The sequence below is a fragment of the Bacteroides mucinivorans genome, assembly GCF_034654355.2.
GTDB classification, from domain to species: Bacteria; Bacteroidota; Bacteroidia; order Bacteroidales; family Bacteroidaceae; genus Bacteroides; species Bacteroides nordii.
The window spans coordinates 3833502-3856030 of sequence record NZ_CP178179.1; the positions used below are offsets into that span (position 1 = coordinate 3833502).

The 22529-nt window shown below is 40.4% G+C and carries 16 protein-coding genes; 7 read left to right on the plus strand and 9 right to left on the minus strand.

Features of this window, described 5'->3' with window-relative positions:
- Positions 1-6 precede the first annotated feature (6 nt).
- From VCM39_RS14780 to VCM39_RS14810, 7 genes are all read left to right on the plus strand, one after another.
- Positions 7-801 carry a M48 family metallopeptidase gene (locus VCM39_RS14780; protein ID WP_221648892.1) on the plus strand — a complete coding sequence of 265 codons (795 nt, stop codon included), beginning with the start codon at positions 7-9 and terminating at the stop codon, positions 799-801.
- Positions 802-1124: 323 nt separating this feature from the next.
- Complete coding sequence (locus tag VCM39_RS14785; RefSeq protein ID WP_321028858.1) at positions 1125-2411, plus strand: hemolysin family protein; 1287 nt, start codon at positions 1125-1127, stop codon at positions 2409-2411.
- 41 nt (positions 2412-2452) lie between these two features.
- A complete protein-coding gene (locus VCM39_RS14790; protein ID WP_007484795.1) occupies positions 2453-2929 on the plus strand; it encodes a copper resistance protein NlpE N-terminal domain-containing protein in 477 nt (158 codons plus the stop codon).
- A 165-nt stretch (positions 2930-3094) separates the two neighbouring features.
- Positions 3095-3781: a response regulator transcription factor gene (locus VCM39_RS14795; protein WP_221648894.1), complete on the plus strand. Its 687-nt coding sequence runs from the start codon at positions 3095-3097 to the stop codon at positions 3779-3781.
- The gene (locus VCM39_RS14800; protein WP_322932967.1) at positions 3778-5145 is read left to right on the plus strand and encodes an ATP-binding protein; all 1368 of its coding nucleotides are present in this window, start codon (positions 3778-3780) and stop codon (positions 5143-5145) included. The genes VCM39_RS14795 and VCM39_RS14800 overlap by 4 nt, the downstream gene beginning before the upstream one ends.
- Positions 5146-5267: 122 nt before the next feature.
- Positions 5268-7922 carry a magnesium-translocating P-type ATPase gene (gene mgtA / locus VCM39_RS14805; protein ID WP_322932966.1) on the plus strand — a complete coding sequence of 885 codons (2655 nt, stop codon included), beginning with the start codon at positions 5268-5270 and terminating at the stop codon, positions 7920-7922.
- Positions 7923-7938: 16 nt separating this feature from the next.
- Complete coding sequence (locus VCM39_RS14810; RefSeq protein ID WP_322932965.1) at positions 7939-9012, plus strand: carbohydrate porin; 1074 nt, start codon at positions 7939-7941, stop codon at positions 9010-9012.
- Positions 9013-9113: 101 nt separating this feature from the next.
- Here the strand turns inward: VCM39_RS14810 and VCM39_RS14815 are convergent, their stop codons facing one another.
- The 9 genes from VCM39_RS14815 to VCM39_RS14855 form a co-directional block, all read right to left on the minus strand.
- Positions 9114-11198, minus strand: a complete 2085-nt coding sequence (locus VCM39_RS14815; protein ID WP_321028853.1) for a hypothetical protein — start codon at positions 11196-11198, stop codon at positions 9114-9116.
- A complete protein-coding gene (locus VCM39_RS14820; RefSeq protein ID WP_221648899.1) occupies positions 11199-11489 on the minus strand; it encodes a RyR domain-containing protein in 291 nt (96 codons plus the stop codon). It lies immediately after the preceding gene.
- A gap of 393 nt (positions 11490-11882) precedes the next feature.
- A complete protein-coding gene (locus VCM39_RS14825; RefSeq protein ID WP_221650819.1) occupies positions 11883-12245 on the minus strand; it encodes a hypothetical protein in 363 nt (120 codons plus the stop codon).
- Positions 12246-12475: 230 nt separating this feature from the next.
- Positions 12476-13435 carry a FimB/Mfa2 family fimbrial subunit gene (locus VCM39_RS14830; protein WP_221650820.1) on the minus strand — a complete coding sequence of 320 codons (960 nt, stop codon included), beginning with the start codon at positions 13433-13435 and terminating at the stop codon, positions 12476-12478.
- Positions 13436-13671: 236 nt separating this feature from the next.
- Positions 13672-15312 (minus strand): Mfa1 family fimbria major subunit, encoded by a 1641-nt coding sequence (locus VCM39_RS14835; RefSeq protein WP_322932964.1) that lies wholly within the window; start codon positions 15310-15312, stop codon positions 13672-13674.
- Positions 15313-15350: 38 nt separating this feature from the next.
- Positions 15351-16877, minus strand: coding sequence for a DUF3868 domain-containing protein (locus VCM39_RS14840; protein ID WP_322932963.1), 1527 nt, complete (start codon positions 16875-16877; stop codon positions 15351-15353).
- 7 nt (positions 16878-16884) lie between these two features.
- A complete protein-coding gene (locus VCM39_RS14845) occupies positions 16885-17457 on the minus strand; it encodes a DUF3575 domain-containing protein (protein ID WP_221650823.1) in 573 nt (190 codons plus the stop codon).
- A gap of 25 nt (positions 17458-17482) precedes the next feature.
- Positions 17483-19186 (minus strand): hypothetical protein, encoded by a 1704-nt coding sequence (locus VCM39_RS14850; RefSeq protein WP_221650824.1) that lies wholly within the window; start codon positions 19184-19186, stop codon positions 17483-17485.
- A 39-nt stretch (positions 19187-19225) separates the two neighbouring features.
- A complete protein-coding gene (locus tag VCM39_RS14855; protein ID WP_322932962.1) occupies positions 19226-22138 on the minus strand; it encodes a fimbrial protein in 2913 nt (970 codons plus the stop codon).
- Between the last annotated feature and the right edge of the window lie 391 nt (positions 22139-22529).

Here is a 22529-nt window from a genome sequence, read left to right on the forward strand (position 1 = left end):
AATTATATGAAAAAGAGATTTGTATTAATGGCTGTACTGATCTGTGGAGTAAGTTTTAATGCTTCGGCTCAGTTCAAGATCGGAGGAAAGAAGATCAATGTAGGCAAAGTTATACAGGCCGGAACCGATGCTGCAAAAGCCATCACCCTGTCGGATGCCGACGTAGCTGCTATGAGCAAGGAATATATGCAATGGATGGATACCCACAATCCGTTGACTGCACCGGATAGTGAATATGGCAAAAGACTGGAAAAACTGGTAGGCAATATAAAAGAGGTAGACGGACTGAAAGTAAACTTCGGTGTTTATGAAGTAATAGATGTAAATGCATTTGCCTGTGGTGACGGTAGTGTACGTATCTGTGCCGGATTGATGGACCTGATGACAGACGATGAGGTAATGTCTGTAATTGGCCATGAAATAGGGCACGTCATCCACACCGACTCTAAAGATGCTATGAAAAGCGCCTATTTACGTTCGGCAGCTAAGAATGCTGCGGGTGCCGCCAGTGAAACGGTAGCCAAAATGACAGATTCTGATTTGGGTGCACTTGCCGAATCATTGGCAGGAGCACAATTCTCACAAAAACAAGAAAATGAGGCTGATGATTATGGCTTTGAATTCTGTATCAAAAATAACATTGATCCGTATGCCATGTACAATGCTTTGAGTAAGTTACTCAAACTTTCGGAAGATGCACCTAAGTCTTCTAAATTCCGCCAGTTATTCTCTTCACATCCCGAAACAGAGAAACGAGTGGCACGTATGAAGGCTAAAGCTGATGAATATACAAAGAAATAAAAGTAAGTAATCGTTCTAAATTATATGATATTATTATTGAAACGCAGATTATCGCAGATTCACGCAAAGAATATCATCGCTCAAGTATAGCGCAGCCATTTAATCTGCGAAAATTTGCGATCATTTGCGTTTCAATAAAACGCTGTCATAGTATGAACTAAATTTGAAATACTACTTAAAAAGAGTAGTCGTAGAGACTACTCTTTTTGTTTAATTAGACGAATCCCTCCGTAAAAGTTAAATATTCATTAATATACATTCCATATCTAAACTAATTCAATAGATTCTTGTAATTTTCGGAACAGAAATCATTCATATATTATATGGAATTTATAATTATTATTCTTTTACTTCTCTTAAATGGCGTCTTCGCCATGTACGAAATCGCCTTAGTATCTTCAAGTAAAGCACGTCTCGAAACTCTTGCCGGAAAAGGGAACAAATCTGCACGCGGAGTTTTGAAACAATTGGAAGAACCCGAAAAGTTTCTTTCTACTATTCAGATCGGTATTACATTAATCGGTATTGTATCCGGTGCCTTCGGTGGTGTAGCTATCGCCGATGACGTAGCGCCACTCTTCGCTATGATTCCGGGAGCAGAACTTTATGCTAAAAACCTGGCAATGATTACTACTGTAGCCGTCATCACTTATCTTTCATTGATTGTCGGTGAGCTGGTACCCAAATCTATCGCTCTGAGTAATCCGGAACGATATGCAACGATGTTAAGCCCCATCATGATTTTACTCACCAAAATCTCCTACCCTTTTGTATGGTTGCTGAGTATTTCAACCCGCCTTCTCAACAAGCTCATCGGACTTAAAAGCGAAGAACGCATGATGACACAAGAAGAGCTTAAAATGATTCTTCACCAAAGCTCCGAACAGGGTGTGATTGATAAAGATGAAACAGAAATGTTGAAAGATGTGTTCCGCTTCTCGGATAAACGGGCCAATGAACTAATGACACATCGCCGTGACATTGTTGTATTGTCTGCCAATGAAACAAAAGAAGAAGTATTGCGCATTATTGACAATGAGCATTTCAGCAAATATCTGCTGGTGAACGAAAATAAAGATGACATTATAGGCGTTGTTTCGGTAAAAGACATCATACTGATGATAGGAAGTCATCAAGAGTTCGACTTGTGTAAAATAGCCCGCCCGGCGTTGTTCATCCCCGAAAGTTTGTATGCTAAAAAAGTTTTAGAGCTATTCAAGAAGAACAAAAACAAGTTCGCAGTTGTTGTTAACGAGTATGGCAGCACAGAGGGTATCATAACCCTGCATGACCTCACCGAGAGTATCTTTGGAGACATTCTTGAAGAAGATGATACGGAAGAAGAAGAGATTGTGCGGAGACAGGATGGTTCTATGCTGGTAGAAGCCTCGATGAATATAGGTGATTTTATGGAAGAGATGGGTATCCTCTCTTATGACGATATAGACTCGGAAGACTTCACCACTTTAGGCGGACTGGCAATGTTCCTCATAGGACGTATTCCGAAGGCGGGAGATACCTTCGCTTATAAAAATCTGTTGTTTGAAGTAGTAGATATGGACCGCGGACGAGTTGATAAGCTGCTTGTCATACGAAAAGAAGAAGAGTAATTAAGCAACTCACTTTTTATATTAACTTAAAGCACTTAACAATGAAAAAAGTAATTATGTTGGCAGCCGTCGTAGCTGCTTTGGCATCATGCCAATCAAAAGCAAACAAAGCCGCAGAGGCTGAAGCAGACAGTCTTGCCATTGAGGCAATGTCACCCACAGTAGAAGCAACCGAAGTTTATGAAGGTACCCTTCCTGCTGCTGACGGTCCGGGTATTCGCTACGTATTGACTCTCAATATGCTTGCCGATGCAAATGATACTACCTACACACTGGATATGACTTATCTGGATGCAGAAGGCCAGGGCAAAGACAAAACATTCAGTTCAAAAGGTAAGCCGCAGATGATTCAGAAAACGGTTAAAAACAAAAAGAAAGCCGCTCTGAAACTAACCCCAAGTGATGGTAGCGAACCCGTATACTTCGTCATTGCCAATGATACGACTCTGACATTATCAAACGATAGTCTGCAAGAAGCTGTCAGCGACTTGAACTATGACATCGTAAGAGTGAAATAAAAGAGACAAATAAAAGCCAGAAAGGCTCCATGAGTATATACTCATGGAGCCTTATTTTTATCCCAAGAAAGTATTTACTCCCTAACTGTTAAATAATAAATAAGTTGCATTAAAGTCAGCAAAGTATGAGTTAACTTTGTATACTTTAATAATATCCATGAAGTTATGTATCAGATATTGGTTATTGAAGACGAACAGAGAGTTGCCGAACTCTTAAAAAGAGGACTTGAAGAATCTGGCTATCAGGTTGTTGTTGCATTTGATGGAATAATGGGGTTACGGATATTCAAGTCAAACACATTTCATCTGGTCATTTCGGATGTAATTTTACCCAAGCTAGACGGCTTTGAACTATCCAAAGAAATAAGAAAGATTAATCCGTCAATCCCCATTCTCATGCTTACTGCTCTGGGCTCTACCGATGATAAACTGGAAGGATTTGATGCCGGAGCAGATGACTATATGGTGAAACCTTTCGATTTCAGAGAGCTGAACGCACGTATCAATGTACTGCTAAAACGTTCTGCCGAAAACGTCCGGCAGGCACCGGAAGAGTTGAATTATGCCGATTTAAAGATTAATCTCAAAAGTAAAACCGTATACAGAAATGAGTATGAAATAAAACTCTCTCCTAAAGAGTATAATTTACTGGTCTATATGGTAGAAAACGCAGAACGTGTATTAAGCCGTGTAGAAATAGCAGACAAGGTATGGAACACTCATTTTGATACAGGCACCAACTTTATAGATGTGTACATCAACTATTTACGTAAAAAGATAGACCGTAATTTTGAAATAAAGTTAATTCAAACCAAGGCAGGAATGGGCTTTATATTCACTGATAAGACATGAAAATCAGAACCAAATTAACCTTACGATACACCAGCGTGACAGCAGCTATCTTTCTGTTGTCAATGTTGGCTATTTATTTTTTCAGCGAACATAGCCGCAGTAAAACCTTTTTTCGTGATTTAAGGCAGGAGGGTATAACCAAAGCACATCTATTTCTAAGAAATCAGGTGGATGCAAGGACGATGCAATCTATTTATATTAATAACACGGCGTTTATCAATGAAGTGGAGGTAGCTGTTTATAGCCCTTCTTTCGAGATGATATATCATGACGCCTATCAAAACGACATCGTAAAGGAAACACCGGAAATGATAAGTCAAATTCTGAAAAAGAGGTCAATAGAGTTTTATCAGGGTGAATTTCAGGCTATAGGGATGGTGTATATTTTTCAGGATCAAACCTATATTATTACAGCCGCTGCCTATGACGGCTACGGATACGAAAATCAAAAAGCACTAAAAGATATTCTGATTATCCTTTCGGTAATGGGGCTCAGCATACTCATAACAGCAGGTTACCTGCTGGCACGCAGTGCGTTGACTCCCGTATCTAACATCGTAAAGGAGGTTGAAAGTATAACAGCCCAGCAAATCAACAAAAGATTGCCGGTTGAAAAGAAAAGAGATGAATTGGGAGAACTAAGCCTCACATTCAATCAAATGCTCGACAGACTGGAAAAGGCTTTTCGTTCTCAGAAAATGTTTGTCAGCAATGTCTCTCACGAACTCCGGACACCAATGGCAGCACTGATAGCCGAACTGGAGCTTGCCCTATTGAAAGAGCGTACACCACAAGAATACGAAATGGCTATAAATAATGCTATACATGACTCTCATCGTGTTGTGAAACTCATAGAAGGATTATTAAACCTGGCTAAGGCGGACTATCTGCCCGAACAGATAAAAATGGGAAATAGCCGCCTCGATGAATTATTGCTGGATGCACGGGAGTTGGTTATGAAAGCTAATCCCAACTATAAAGTAGAACTTATTTTTGAACAGGAGGCTGAAGATGATTCAGTGATTACCGTCCTCGGAAACAGTTATCTGTTAACGACCGCTTTTGTTAACCTGATAGAGAACAATTGTAAGTTCTCCAAGAACCAGACTTCTTTTATCCAGATTTCTTTCTGGCAAACAAGTTCCATTATCCGCTTTTCAGACAATGGTATAGGTATATCAGACGAAGATAAAACCCACCTGTTCACTCCGTTTTACAGAGGAGCAAACCGAAGTTATACTGACGGACACGGTATTGGCATGTCACTGACTCAGAAAATAATAACACTGCATCATGGTAAGATTGAAGTAAACTCCCAGTTGGGAGAAGGCACCACTTATACGGTAGAATTACCACACATCTGAGAAAAACTCTAATAGTTTTCTAATTCCACTCTAATAATACTCTAACGGCTCCTTTACGGAGTCGTTTCTACTTTTGTGCCGTCAAAACTTTAATATGAACCGTTTAAAACAGAGAAAGTATTATGATCCGGAGAAAGAAAAAGAACAATCAGAATTTGCAGTTTAATGCCGAGAAGGTATTTCTGGCTGCTACCCAACCGGTAAAATTGGCATATTCATACTTCCAGACTACGAAGTATGGCTTGACGGACGATGAAGTAAAAGTACGGCAACAACTGTATGGTAAGAATGAGGTGATTCATGAACAGAAAAAACGTCCGATCATCGTGTTCTGCAAAGCGTTCATCAATCCGTTTATCGGAGTATTAACGGCCTTGGTCGTTATCTCACTGGTCATTGACGTATGGATGGCAGAACCGGGAGAACAAGAATGGACCGGAATTATTATCATATCCTCTATGGTAATATGCAGTGCAGTACTACGTTTCTGGCAGGAATGGAAAGCCGGAGAAGCAACCAATGCCCTAATGAAAATGGTAAAGAATTCCTGTAGTGTGAAACGAATCGGCATACCGGACGAAGAAGAAATAGATATCACAGAACTGGTACCAGGAGATATTGTATACCTGGCCGCCGGAGATATGGTTCCGGCAGATATACGCATCATCGCATCCAAAGATCTCTTCATCAGTCAATCTTCTCTGACGGGAGAATCGGAGCCGATAGAAAAATATCCCGAAGCAAAAGACAACAAATACCGCAAAGGAAGTGTGGTGGAACTGGATAACATCTGCTATATGGGATCTACTGTAATAAGCGGATCGGCTAAGGGGATTGTTTTCCAGACAGGAATAAACACTTATCTGGGTACTATTGCCAAAAGTATTACAGGAGTACGGGCACAAACCGCTTTTGATAAAGGAGTCAGTAAAGTGAGTTTCCTGCTGATTCGTTTTATGCTGGTCATGGTTCCTTTCGTTTTTCTGATAAACGGAGTGACAAAAGGAGACTGGTTTAGTGCATTCATTTTCGCCGTATCGGTAGCAGTAGGGTTAACACCGGAAATGCTTCCTATGATTATCTCTGCCAACCTATCTAAGGGTGCAGTTACTATGTCCAAGAAAAAAACGATTGTAAAGAACCTAAATGCCATTCAGAATTTCGGAGCAATGAATATCCTTTGTACAGACAAAACAGGAACGCTCACCTGTGACAACATTGTATTAGAGAAATATATAAATGCTGACGGTAGTAGTGATGAAAAAAAACGCATTCTGAGACATGCCTACTTCAACAGTTACTTCCAAACAGGGTTGAAGAACCTGATGGACAAAGCCATCTTGTCACACGTAAAAGAGTTACAAATGGAGCACTTGAAAGATTCCTACAAGAAAGTAGACGAAATACCTTTCGACTTCACCCGCCGCCGTATGTCTGTAGTTATTGAAGATAACCAGCAGAAACGACAGATCATAACCAAAGGAGCCATGGAAGAAGTACTGACCATCTGCTCATATGCCGAATTTGATGGAACCGTACACCGGATGACGGACGAAATCAGACAAAAGGCAATCACTATCAGCGAACAGATGAATAAAGAAGGAATGCGGGTACTGGCAGTAGCACAAAAGAGTTTTATCGAGAAAGAACATGACTTTGCGGTCGGGGACGAAACGGAAATGGTTCTTATCGGATACCTGGCTTTTCTGGATCCTCCCAAAGCATCTGCAGCCAACGCCATCAGGCAGCTGCACGAACATGGAGTAGAAGTAAAAGTACTGTCGGGTGACAATGAAGCTATTGTAAAAACCATTGGAAGACAAGTAGGAATCAATACATCTCATTCACTGACAGGAATGGATATTGAGAAAATGACGGACGATGAACTGAAAAAGCATCTACCGGACACAACTCTGTTTTCTAAGCTCACGCCGCTACAGAAAACAAGAATCATCCTGTTATTGCAAGAACAAGACAATACAGTAGGATTTCTGGGAGATGGAATTAATGATGCGGCAGCGTTAAGACAATCGGATGTCGGTATATCAGTAGATACAGCTGTAGATATAGCAAAAGAAAGTGCTGATATCATCCTGCTCGAAAAAGATCTGATGGTATTGGAAGATGGGGTACTCGAAGGACGGAAAACTTTTGGCAACATCACCAAATATATCAAAATGACAGCAAGTTCTAACTTTGGGAATATGTTTAGTGTATTGGCAGCAAGTGCTTTCCTGCCTTTTCTACCCATGTTACCCATTCACTTACTGATACAGAATTTGCTATACGATATATCACAGACAACGATCCCATTTGACCGTATGGACCCGGAATACCTACGCAAGCCACGTAAATGGGATGCTTCTGATCTAAGCCGTTTCATGATATGTATAGGACCTATCAGCTCCATATTTGATATTATCACCTATCTGGTTATGTGGTATGCCTTTGGATGTAATAGCCCTGAACACCAGACCCTATTTCAGTCCGGCTGGTTCATTGAAGGATTACTCTCACAAACCCTTATTGTACACATGATACGAACAAGAAAAATTCCTTTTATCCAAAGCCGGGCAACATGGCCGGTAATGGGACTCACTTTCTTTATCATGGCTGTAGGCATCGTGATACCCTTCACCAGGTTTGGTGCTTCAATAGGACTTATGCCACTGCCATTGAGCTACTTTCCCTGGCTGATAGGTATTCTGCTCAGTTATTGTGCATTGACACAAGTTGTAAAAGTGTGGTATATTAAACGATTTGTACGTTGGCTCTAAAACTTATCCCGAAAGTATGAAAAAAATTATTCTGTTATTGGCCGGATATACAGGGATAACTCCCTGTATATCTGCTCAAACAATTGGTACTACATATACGACAGAGGTACAATACAATTTCAAGAGTTCGGCGAACTGGGTCAATCTCCTGAGATTTGAGACTTCAATAGATATAGGAAAGAGTGGTAGATTTAATTATGCTTCAATCCATATATTTAAAACCAGTGCCCAGCCCATTGCCAGCAACTGGCAGACATTCTCTAATATAGAAGAGACCAATATGGCTTACGGATTAGCTATTTTAGGATATACACAAAAAATCAGAGATATATTACTGTTTACCGGGATTCGCAATGTCAATGAAGATTATTTCGTGTCACCTTGTACAGCTCTGTTTACCAACAGTTCCTGTGGTATTTTCCCTACTATTTCGGCCAATTATCCGTTAGGAAATTATCCATTGTCGGCAATGTGTATACATCTGGATTATAAAATAAATAATCACTGGCAGCTACAGTACAGTCTTTATAACGGAGTGGCTCACAAAGTATTTGAGAAAGGAAACAGCGTGTTTTCTATCTGTCCTTCTCGGGAAGGTATTTTTAATATATCAGAACTTTCTTACCAACAAAACCGAACTTATCATGGCTTGTATTCTGGTGGTTTTACTATACATAATAGGTTGTATAATAATAATGAGAATGGAGAACAAACATTGGAAAAAAAGAAAATAAACTTTTCCGGATGGTTTTATCTTGAACAATGCCTGTTCAAAAAGAATCAAAAAGAGATAAACCTCCTCGCACAGTACTCCGCTAACCTATCAATAAATATGGGATGCAAACGATATACAGGATTTGGAGTAACACTCTCAAATATCGTATTCAGTTCTAAAGAGAACGCATTGGGAACGTTTATCAATTGTGCCCGATATACATATGGACGCGAAGTTACTTGCGAGTTAACCTGGAAGATCTGTATGAAAAGAAATTTCAATCTGCAACCGGCTTTCCATTTAATCAATAACAGAGAAGGGACTTTCTCTATTGGAATGTTGCGAGCTTCATATGCATTCAGTCTGCCACTTTAACCACACCAATGTGATATGCCCAACTGATAAGAGAGGAATCCGTAAATCAGTTGGGCGTTTGTTTTCTTTAAAAGGACGAATTAAGAAAAGAGACAGTAACATTAAACCGATTGCAACTCCACAATCTCATAGCCTGCCATTTGTACCAGTTTAGGCAAAGCATCTATCACTCGTTGATCATTCATCAGAACCTCTTTCGACAGTTCACAATAGGGGCGGATATGCGGATGTATTTTATATACCGAATCTCTTACTTCACCTGCCTTGTATCCGGCAATTGTACGTTCGGCATTCCAGCGTAGGTGCTCTGTCTGCATAAATCTTTTCATGCACTCTTCAGACAGAGACAATTTAAATCCTTTATATACTTTGGAGGTACTCTTCTTTAAATCATACCCCATCGAACGCAGGTAAGTACGATAAATATCTACCTGATACCGATTGGACCAACGCATCACTTCCTGCAATTCAAACCAGTGTTGCTTTGCCGTCTCCTCCAATGCCCGGTATTCCACATCATTATTCCCGGTATATGCCCGGTACAAATCTGAAATAAATCCTTTACGATTGTAGTTTTCGTTGATGAACATCGGAATGGTATCATTCAGCATTTCCATATTAAGTCCTTTATCGAGCATGCCAAATATATGTACGTACTCAAAGCGGTTCTTTTTTTCTCCTTTCTCTTCATCAACCGATTTAACTTCGGAGTCAAAACGAATCAAATCACCCAGCCCCTGCAGTAACTCCTGACGAATAAGAATCCGTGCCTTACACTTATACATATTGATAGGCAGGTTCAATCCAACAGACAAACTTAAATCCGGTTCTTTAATAGTAATGGCCACGGTCAGCAACTGATTGGGATCACATGCCGCCTTTGCCAATTGCTCCCGCAACTCCGGATTGCAAATATCCCTGTCCTGAAAATCAATATCGATATCCTTGATCTGACTTTCGATGTAGGGGTACTGAGTCCGGAAATAATCCAGAAGACAATGCATATTCTTATCAACAACCGTTATTTTAGTTTTAATACGTTGATCATCCGGCAAAGATTCATCGTAATTGGGATAATGACAAATACGCAGGGCTTCGAGCAATAAAGCACGCCCCATGCGATTGAACCCAACAATAACCAAATGCACATATTGTTTACTCTCTTTGGTTATAGGAACATAATCGAGAGGGGCATACGGACTTCCGGTATCTTCAAGTGCATAAAGGCTCCACAGACGACGCGCCCAGTTTTCATAGAAGTTAAAAGGACGGAATACAATCACCTGTTTGCTAACAACCTTACCTGCTGCTTCCGCTTCACCTGTTTCTTCCGTCGGCCTATCCCTCTTCCTATTCTCTTGCTGCTTCGTATAATAAAGGTATTCTTTGGGTAAAGAAAGCTTCTGAATATTAGAATAAGAGGGAATGCGGTCTATCTGAACATAAACGGGAAGCAGCTCGTGCCCCTCACCACGTAATTGGCAAATGAGCTTGATGCTGGTTATATTCTTTGAATCCCGCCCAAAATCATTCTGGTCTCCCAAAACATACACTTCCTTTACTACATCCAAGTTTAGCCTGGAAAGATCTTCTATAGAATCCGACTCCCCAAAGTAGAGCTTCAAAAATTTCTCTTTACACCTATCCAGACGGGTATTGATCTTTGCCCGGACAGTATCAATGGGTTGTGAAGTCATTAAAATAACAGTATGACATTCTCCTCCGGCAGTAGTGCGTTCCAATAATCTATTTATAAGCGTACAGGTCACTTCACTATATCCTATAACGACATAATGATTCCTGATATCTTTATAATTCATCTCACCTTTTCGAACCCTCTCTACCCGACGTTCAATAATATTTGAAACGGTAGAGATAAGAACACCGCCCATCAATACGGAACCAAAAAGACTCACAAAGAATGCAAAGAAACGATTACCGACTTCATTTTCGACAATCTGGTTGCCCGAATCAACAAAGTTGTTGTAGATAGCCCAGATATTATCCCAGAATCCATCACTGGTGTTCAGGTTAACCCTCAACAACAAAGCCCAAAGCCCGGCAAAGAACAAGACAACAACAATAACAGATACCAATAATCCAATCTGAGGCCAGAGACCTCCACAGATGATCCGATCTATTCCCTGTTGGGAAAAAATTTCTCTGATTCTTCGTTTAACATCCATCTACCTGGTAATTTTAAAGCCCAGTGAAAGTATTAATTTAAGTGTTCCTTCGGCAGTAATCCGGTCATAAGCCTTTTCCGAATCCGGCAGTTCTTCAAAAGGGATAAGACACGGATGTTCTTTTGCGGCATCATTTCGTTCCGGGCCAAAACGCCATCCCTCCTTCATCCGGGCTTCAGACCAGGTTTCGTGCACATTCTTCGCTAAAAGTTCGGATAGTTTTTTCAATTCCTCCGGCAGCTGAACATCGCTGACATCTATAGGAGACGGTGTGTATTCTTGTTTCTTCATAATTAACAGATCTTTTATTCAATCATTATCGTATTGATCTCTCGTGTCTTAATAAAAAAACGTTAATGTGAAGGATATATTGCCAACCCACTCGTAAAATGTGCTTCCCGCACAGGGAAGTTCGACAGGCGATGGTTCGTTGGAACGCGTTCAGGTTTGTACCAAATGCCGTCTACCGCTATCGTCTATTTCTTTCTCCGGTATCGGTAAAGTCCTGTCTCATAGAGGAACATAGGAATCCTCGGTATGCAACGTTGTTTTAGATGTACATGTAAAGCAGTACGACATGTACATGTGGGCCAGTACGACATGTGCATCTCATACTGTTTTAGATGTACATGTAAAACAAGGCTATGTACCGGGAAAAGGAGCGTTCCTTTCTGAGAAAGACAATTATAGTGAACTTACAAAGATACTATCGCCTGGCACACCTCCCCATGCGGGAAGCAAAGGATTTTGCTGGTGAGCCAAAGGAAGTTCTGTGGCCAATTCCATTATATCGTCTCCCAACAATGTACAGTAGGCTGGTAAGTTATAACGATCCATTTGCTCAAAGCTAATAGCAGCATAGCGAAGACGTATTTCCGCATCGGAGAATATCTCTTCATCGGGTAACAACAGAGGAGCAAGCGACAGCAGATTCAGTGCCGACTGCTCATAAGCTACCCAATGCTCGTGCTGCGGGCGATAGTGTAGATAGATACGGTTGGTATTGGATGCTTCTTGCATCAGAATTTTTTCAAGTTTTGAATTCATTATTATTTTCCTCAGTTGGTTTTGATTATTAATATTCGTTTTTCTTATTGCTTTGTAAAAAAGCCCCTATTACACATCTACACTTAGAGGAAATAGGGGCACACACAAACAAAACAAACAATATAATATACCCCGCGATTCACATCGAAGAAGTATAAGTGCCTTTAAGAGAATGCTATATACATTCTCTTTATCTTTCTACTCAAATATGTCAGTCTATACCCTTTTTATCAAAAATCGTCTTCATCCTGAAAGCGATACGTCCAGCCATTGATATTAATCTGTACGGCCAGCCACGATTCAGAGAAGAAAAAGGATATCTTATATTCATCTTCACGGTCCAGATATTCCTGTGCATTAGGAAAACTCCCTTCCATAGCAGACATTTTCAAATAATTAGTCAGATTGATATTGAAAACTTTCCGTCCCGTAGCTTTCTCCGTCACGATAAAACGGGTGGGACGATCTGCCATAAACCGCATTGTATTGAGTTCCACTGCTACAAGTGAAATATCATTCTGTTCCATATGGTAGGGACGGAAACTCAGAACATCATCAACCAGCAAAGAATTATCGTAATTCAGATGACCATTTGACTCGATAATCTCATAATCATAATCATTCATGTTCAACGCCCAGTCGTCATCTGAATAGCCCTGGAACAGGAATCTCACTTTATTAGTGTCTTTTATGAGGTTTATCAACTCCGTCTGGTTACGGGTACCTGTGAACTCTACATCAATAATCTCACCATACCACAACGGCTCGAGTTTCTTACTCATAATAAGAGATTCTTCACGTTTCAGTTGCAATTTCAAATCCGTAAGGGTAGAAACTCCTGCCGTCAGTGAAGTTATGTCGTATGAATCACGTGCTCCTGCCCATGCCATAAGCTGATACTTTCCCACAGGCAGTTCTACAACCATGCGGTAATAACCGGTTCCAAGTGAAGCGCCTTCCTCTGCCTGCTTGAACATGAATTTACCTTCTTCATCAAATACATAAAGTTCCACTTTATCTACTTGCGTATGGAATGCATCGGCAAAAAGCATATTATAATCATACTTGAATTTAACGAATAAACGGCACTCCGGCAGATCTTCGTTAAAGCTATCGCATGAGGTCATCATCCAGGAACAGGCTACAAGAAGTCCCAGGGCAATGTAATGTATAAGGCTTTTCAGATTCATATTTTTTATTTTTCTAATTTAATCATATATAGAGTGGAAAAGAAACGGGTTCTTTTCTCGTAATTTCCAATTTTGGGGATAGAACCAAACAGTCGTTCTATCAAAACTATAATATCCCGGAATTTTTTATAGAGGAGTTTCCGGAAACTTCCTGAAGTTGAAAGTAAGGTTGTGGGAGCAATACTTATCTCCCACAACACTTAAATAAAGAATTAAATAAAACTACTAATCTGAAATTAGAATTCTACTTCCTGAGTATACCATGTCCATGGGTTAACATCAATCAGAATAGACATACGGAGATCATCATCTTCATCCTTATCTGTTACTATAGGAGGAATAGTAGGATATCCGGGATCATTGAATTTAGTGACACTAATATCGTAAACAGAATTACGAACTACACCAAACTCACCCAATTCATTGGTAGCTAAACTGGTATCGTCATGCTTAATCATCGCTTTATAGAAGCTATAACCTCCCTTATAATAAGTAAGAACATCTACCGTTTTTGCTCTGTCATCCACACCCAATATACCAGTTTTCGTATCCTTGAAATCCTGCATAAGAGTTGTAATAGCAGCAGCATCTGCAGTAGCAGGAAGAGGCACAGCAGCCAGACTTATTCCTACCAGATATTTGTTAAACGCAGTGGTCAAAGGTGTAGTGATGACAATAGGATCCGGATGAGTACTGAGATACTTATACTTCAGTTCTTTTTCAATCCAGTCCATCAACGTAGTAAAGGTATAGAAACCACCATCAATCAGCATCCAGTCTCCATTGGTTTCCTGATCAGTAGTAGTTGTACCATCTGCTTTCTGATACTCTTTAGGCATATATTTAGCTTTCACCAATATCTGCGTTGTATTATCATGCGTATTACCAGCCTGATTCTGAGTATTTTCAAGACAATATTCACTTTCTGTAGTCAGATGCCACGGAATCACTGTAGCACCTGCATCAATATGGTTTTCATCATACACATTGTAAGATCCTGCCGGATGAGTCGTATAATTAGGGTCTATTCTATAAGAACCTTTCTTATATTGGTCAAACGGAGCACGGAAACCTCCTGTAGGAACATTCTGTTGTTCCAACCATGTCGGAGTTCTCTTAGAGAGAGGATAGTAGCTCTTGTTCGTTGTATTCAATACCCATTTAGCTTCGGATATATCCGCCTTAGAACTTGTTTGTGTAATAGTAACACGAACTTTGGCAACGACACGGTCAATATTGATAGTCAACGGATTGGCCTTTGCTCCGGCATCTGTTTTATAAAGACTCAGATCTTTCGGATCACCCAAAGTAGGACCGTCTTCGGTAATCGATGGTTCCAGGTCTCCTTTAGCATTTGTCATCATAAAACCATCGGTTGAAGAGATGCTGGCTGCCGTATTAGTAAGAGCTGCATTAACAACGGAATACTTTGTACCGGTAATCCATTTACTATTGACAGCATCATTCTGGAAGGTTGCAGAAGGATTGGCTACAATCAAAATACGCTTAGAAACTCCCGGTACTTTAAACGCAGTACCTGCACTTCCTGTAGGTTGTCCGGTAGCATCCACACCTGCCTCAGCATTGGTCAATAAAATATCAGCTGTCACTTCAGGATCAGCATCAGCCGTAAAGAAAATAGCTCTTACTTTCTTCAGTTCCGATTCAACAGCAGTCCCGTTTTGATGATCCGGAGTATTCAAGCCACGAGACTGAGACGGAGTTTTAATCCCCACAGCTACCCATGCATCCCCCTTAGGATCGGTTACCACGCCATAATCGATATCTTCTTCGACCACCGGCACGATGTCTTCATTACTACATGCCACAAATGCCAAAGATGCAAGTGCCAGCATAAAAAGATTCTTCTTTTTCATTGTTTACAATTAACTTAAAGTGTTTATAACTAAAATATTTATCTCTTTTGTTTTTGGTTTTTATTTTCAATCTCAGCTGCATTCGCTTTTTTCGTAGCCAGTTCCTCCAAATTGTGTCCGGCAGCTTTCAGACCCGATTCAGCAGCGGCTTTCAAATACTTCTCCGCATCATCATACTCTCCTTTTAATAACATTAATACACCCATAGCATTCGTATATTCCGGTAAATGCTTTTTAGAATTTACCATACCCAAATAGCGCTCTGCAGAAACCAGGTCATTGCGTGAAAGAGCAGCAGCAGCGGCGTTCATATTAGCAACCTCATCTTCAGGATACATCCTGACAGCTGTTTCAAACACATCAATAAACTCTTGCGAACCTGTCGGATAAGTATTAGCCACCAGGAACATTTCGTTCAGGCTCAGGTTCTGAGGACGTTTCTTTATCACCTCCCGTGCCTCGTCTACATCGAAGTTCTTGATGTCATAATTCACTTTACAAATAGCAACACGCAGGCTCGGGAATATATTTTTCAACATATAACGGTAAGGTACACCTCCGCGAAGCTTCATCAGTTTTGCTTCTCTCCCCTGTTCAAGAGAAGTATACTCAATAATATCCAATATCTCATCTTTATACTCTATATCTATCGTATCAAGTGCCTTCACCAGCCCCTCCCAGTTTTCGCCACCAAAGATGATGTAATACTGATTCCGGGAAAAATCATACCGGGTTGCCAGATAATCACGCAACGCCATAGCACGTCCTTCAGACAAGCGTTTGTTATTCGCCAATGATCCTTCGGGCGAAGCATAACCAATAATATCCAGTCTGTTTACCTTGATACTCGGATCGGCCTTCAGATCGTCAATCATCGTACGAATCTTAGCCAACTCTTTAGGATTGTTCATGTATTCGGGACGAATATTTACTTTATTCACCTCAAAGTCCAGGAAACATTCTGCCTGTATATCACGACGCTTCACTTCTTCAGCTACCGGCTGTAAATAAGCCAGGTAAGGTGCCACAACATACGGGAATAGTATGCGTTCTAATGTAACCTTATCAATCAGTGGCTCTACACTCATCAAGGTCGATTCACCGCAACCACACTCATCACGCTGTAAAACCAGTTTAGCATCTTCCATCCATGCTTCATAAGGCAATATGTATCTATATTGAATGGTATCATTTTTTCTTTTGTTACCCTTTTCCACGACATAAGGACGCACATAACTCTTTCTCTCTTTAGCACTCATCACCGCCAGTCGGCGTTCGTAAGCCATATATTCGTCACGTCCTTTGATAGATACTTTCGGAAGATCATAAGTACGTTCCGGGGCAACCAGCTGCGGAATAAAATCGACTCCCCGGGCTATTTTAACCTTCACATTATTCATGATAAAGTCGATATCTATATGAAGAAAATCACCCCGTTGTTCCAGCTGCATCGGTTTTACTGACACAACACCCTCATAAGAGCGGTCCTGAGCCACAGCCAGATTCATACTCTGACATAAAACAGCTAATACAAATACGATGAATTGTAGATTCCTTTTCATCATTCTCTTTTTATTTTATTACGTAAATAAGTGACAGACTCGCTTTGGTAGGACCGAAATAGTTCTTACTCGTATCCTTTATCTTAGTACCACACTCTGCACAAGGGTATTTTTCATACACAATACGCGCATATCCTACTCCGACAGATGCTTCTAAACTCCAGCGTTTTTTCAAGATCCACGAATGCCCTACGGAAATACCACCACCGTACAGGTGTCCTTGATATCGGTTGTTCTGCATATTCTCACTGATAAACGACCAGCCGGGAAATCCTCCTACATTGAAATCGGCGTAATGACCATGTACTCCTATAAATGTACGTCTGAAGCTTTCGCAAAACCAGTAACGGACTTCCGGCTGAACTCCCCAATGCCGGAGTCTGGCTCCATCATTAAATTTCCACGGATTATAGTTGAATGGTACGTCGAGCGTCCACTTGCGTGCCAGACCAACCTCCAGACCAAGATTCAGGGTAGTAGTAGCATCATAAAGCAGATTACTTTTGACAGCAATTTTCTGCGCTTTGCTGTTTACTGCAAAAGTGCAAAGTATGACTAATATGAGTATGAATACTTTCTTCATTATCAAGTTTTTATTTTTTCTGTTATCAAGATCCTCGTTGATATAAATATACTTTAATTCGTCTCGGTATATCTTCATTATCATCCTGAGGTTCTTTCGGATTTTTTATAGTTGTAAGATAGATCACCTGGTTTCTTGCAGAAGAAGTGGAAGCCACGTTTATATCAATTACTCCATCTTCTACCAGAATACTATTCGGATCGGCACTAACCACACCATATTTGTTTTTCATTGTAATCCACGGTACATTGACTGAATTATCCACTTTTGCAGTAAGAAGATAATATTCAAAATCATAGGCACCGGAATTCTCCGTGTAATAGTTTACAATCATTCCTGCAGCCGGAATAATAGGTTTTCTTATCACGCTAATTGTCTGCTCGATGTTACCAAGCTTTATATTAATGCTTGAGTTAGCGGCACTGCCGGCAGGAAGCTTTACTATCACATTCATCGTGACCGGAGAATTCTGATTTGAGGCAGAAGGAATTCTTGCGGGCGATGGCGAAACGATAGTCATCGCACCATTGGCGACCTTCAGATAGTTACTTCCATCCGAGAATTGATGTGCGTAAGTGCAATCCGTCGTCAGTGTAAAAGCAACATACTGATTGCCTGAACTCTCCGTATTGTCATATATGATACAAAGCCGGTTACTTACAGCAAGAAAATATTCGCTATTGGCTTTAATTTCATAAGAAGAAATATCTGTTATTGTAACTTTATATTTCAAATTCATGTTATTAGGTTTCGACAGCATAGCGTCACTGTAAGTTGCAAACCCCGGAGAATTAGCAGATAGTATCGTAAACTCATATTCATGATTACGCTTTATATCCATATAATTGAGGCCATCATCGGCTATAGCCATCTTATAATAATATTGAACCCCTTTATAGAATGCGCGTATAATCATATAAGTATAAACATTGCTGTTTGCCTTTGCTTCATACACATATATAGGATCGGCTACATTAGTAACAGCAGAGACAAAATCTTCATTTGTATTACTTCTAATATAATTCAACATAGTTGTTGCCATTGTCAAATTGCCGGACAGATTATGCAGTACCGTATTTTTATTCAGATTATACACCGAATGTACACCCGATAAGGTGAAGTCTGTAGCATTACTCTTAACAACGATTTTGGCTACTGCACGCGTCAACTCCAATGGAACATCATCTGTACCTATTTTCGTATTTACATTAATCCCTCCGGTAACTTTATACAAATAGCTCATTGGCAACGTTTTTCCCACGAATGGAGGTTCATTTACAGTGTTTAATGGTATAACTGAAATCTGAGATGTCACATTAGCAAGCCTCTGACCTGTAAACAGGCTTTTAAAATTAGCAATCGAAAAGTCATAAGGCATATTGCCTATATAGAACTTTTCTTGCGGATTGGCTACTATTAAGATCCATGATGTGACACTTTGTGGCTTAAGCAAAACATAACTTTTATTACCAACATTAATGTTTGCTTGTGCCGCTTCTGCAAACACAGCATTATCAACTATGCCATCACCAGCATCTGTGAATACAAGTACCCAAGGATCTTTGGATACTACATCTTCCAGCGCTTCCGCTCTGGACACAGGAGTATCGTATGATCTCAGCCTTGTAAACAGCTCGATGCTGACCTGGTCGGCTTCCTCGGTTTCTACCGGATAAATCTCCTTCTCCAGTACGCATGAAACCATACAGAAAAGTAACCAGAAGAGCATATATATCTTTATTTGCAATCTCATTCTTCACTCATTAATTCATTCATTCTTTACACACCTCAAAGAAAAACCACCCTTAAACGAAGTGCTTATAGGCGCTGTTCCCATATAGCTTAGCTCCATATTCCATACAGAACTCCAATCAGGATCAATTGAGCTTTTAGTCTCAGGAACATCAGCAGCCGATGCCGTCATATAAAATCCGGCACTCGGATGTTCTAACATGCCAGCCTCGTTTGCTCCTTTCACGCCATAGTTCCGTCTGCCCGCAGCAGGGAGAAACAAAGACTTATTACCATTAAAAAAGAGACATCCCCAGTATGCGGCATTCGCACTGTTTATTGTAACTCCATATTGTACATTATTGCCTGGAAGAAAATTCTGTTCGATAGGACGCCTGTCAAAATACCCATCTGCATAAAACCCGAATGTCATATTGTCGGGGAGAGTTACAGGAGTATAATATGAAGGCGATGTCATCTGACCATCGGACGGAGGATTCGGATTATAATCCGGATGACTTGGATTATACAATTCATTTCCATCACCAGTCATCGGATGTGCAAAAATGGATGCTCTCCATTCTGACGCATTCGCTTCCGCCTGTGAACTATTATGTGATGCCACACGCCCTCCGGATATACTTCCATCATTCGGCCGATGATAACCATTAGGGCAGATTTCATAATCAGTACTATAACTTTCAGACGCATTTCCATTATCCCATATCAGGTATTCATAGTTTTTATAATAGCTCCATCCCCAGCCTATAAGACCAATCGCATTCTTATCAGGACGCGGATTCAATGCTCTATAGCCAAAATTGTCATAGTCTGCGTCTGTTCCCGCTTCATTGGCATAACTACCATATGACCCCGATTTTAGTCTTGTCCATTGGAAATGCGCTCCCGCTTTCGTCGGGAAATCGACTTCCGAAGCATTTCCTCTATTCACTACAATACTAAAAGGGCTCGTTACAGGGGCAGTTAGAAAACTGCTATGAGTCATATTGTAAACAGCAAATGCTCTCGATCCTGTGCGTCCTGTATATAGATAATCCGGTTTTTCACCTTGTCTTAAGTAAATAGTCGCCTCTATAGGATCTCCCCATCCCCACAAGTAATATTTCAATTTTACTGTTGCATATCTTGGGGTATTCGTCGTATTTGTTCCCGTCAATCCGATACGGAAATAAATACGTCCCTTGCCAGTTACACTTTTACCATCCTCCCCTTTCTGGGAATTGGGTATTACCAGAAAATCTTCGGCTTGTCCCGGATTAGCAGTCCCAACATTAGGATCGAGGCTGGGCGTCGTACTCAAAACAACCATTTTATTAGGATCATTGTCCACCCATGCACTCCAATTCACCAGTGTCCCAGCATATGTATCGACTCTGGCATGTTGCCCCATGATAATACGTTCTCCACGCTGATTATCTTTCCAAAAGGCACCGGCATAACCCGTTGCACCGTTTGACGGTTCCGCAGCCGGATGATAAAATTGAAGACGTTTACCATTTTGTATTATCTTAACTGTAATCTCCCTTTGTAGAGCATTACTGCCATCTTCATTTTCTGCCGACAACGTAAGTTTATATGTACCGCTCACATTTCTGGCCATACTAAAATAATCATCTACTCCACTTCCCCAATATTCTCTTTCAACCCATCCGTCAGCTAATAAGTCCATGTATCCTGTACCCGTTCTCTGTCCATTTTGGTATTGAACTGTATACATGAACCGTTCGGGAGCAGTAGTCTTGTCTATGGTGTATTGAGATGCCAGGCTATTAAAAATACGGTTAGTTTCCACCATCTTACCAGCATCTACATCGTACACTTCGGGCAGCACTTTGACTACAGGCATGTTTGACCAGAATGAAATCCGGCTGCCGTTAAAGTCTGTTATCGATGCATCCACATGCGAGATTCTTAATATACGTTGATTATCTATGTTCCAATCACTATCCATGTCCACCCATTTGGAAGCCTTGATATTCATTTCCAGCGGTTCCTTAATGATACCATGCAAATCCAACATTGTATTACCTGGCAGACTGTAGTTCACCGGACTCGAAGCTATCTGTAGTTCACAAAAAGGACTATAGTGGCTCCCCATATCTACTGTAAGAACCACAGCCTTTGTTTTGTCCCCCACTGTACTCAGTTCCTTAGCTGGCAAAATAATTCTGCTTATCCTCTTTGCCCATATCCTCCCACCGGTCGGAGCCTCATCTGAAAAATAACTCCCATCATCATCTTTAGAGAAAGTACGGATATTGTTCTGCCCGATCGTACCTTGATAATTGGAAGTAAGAGGTACTACATCCGGAATATTCTCGAATATAAGTCCCGAGAAAATATCTTCCAGATCATCTTCCGACTCTAATACTACATCAATCCGTACTGCCAATCTTTCAAGAGCCAGTTGCAACGGATCCACTGTTGTATTATCACTTAATACAGCACCTTGCCCACCCGACAGAACTTTTACATCTTTAATCTCCTGTATCATCGGAATAACCTGTTCGGATGAGAAAAAATATTCAGGATACGCAATCTCATCCAAATCAGCATACTTCGTGATTCCATTCAATTTATTTATGATAAGCTCGTGGGGAGGTTCATTAGCAAGAAAAACAAAATTATAATCTCCGGCATCAATAGAGTGCTTTATAACATCCCCATTCTCAGCAGTATAACGTTTATTTGAAACACATTTTCCGTTAGCTTGTTCAAATGCCAGAACACGAAGTGATTTAACGATGTAGTCATCAGGAACAGTTCCCGGATTCGTTGCAGCCCGCGTCATTGTTCCTCCAATCATTATATATGAATTACCGCTTGTTTTATTATCAGTGAAAATATCATCAAAACAAGATGAAAACATCATCAATAATAAAAAATAGAGTAACCCTTTAATATATATGTCTCCACTTTTCTTCATCATCCTATAAAACTTTCCTTTCTAAGTTTAGTGTATGCATCCGCCAAATAGCGATGCATTCAAAGGAAGTTTCTTTGCGTTCTTTATGTATCACGCGGTGCAGAAACTTACCTGATCCTCACATTACAAAGATCGTGATATTGTAGGAAATGCAGAATTGTATTCATTTCTAATATAGTCAATTAAGCCCTCATGCTACCAATAAAAAGGAGAGTAAAAGCCAGCGAAGTTGCTAAATATAAAAAAAAAAGGTTAGATAAAAAAGGTTTTGCACAATTCGCACAAACAAAATAGGGGAGTTTCGATATTAGAAAATGATATAACTTTTAAAAGTAAAATTAATTATATAGAATAACAGGCGTTTAAGTAATACCCTATCTACAAAATAATATGA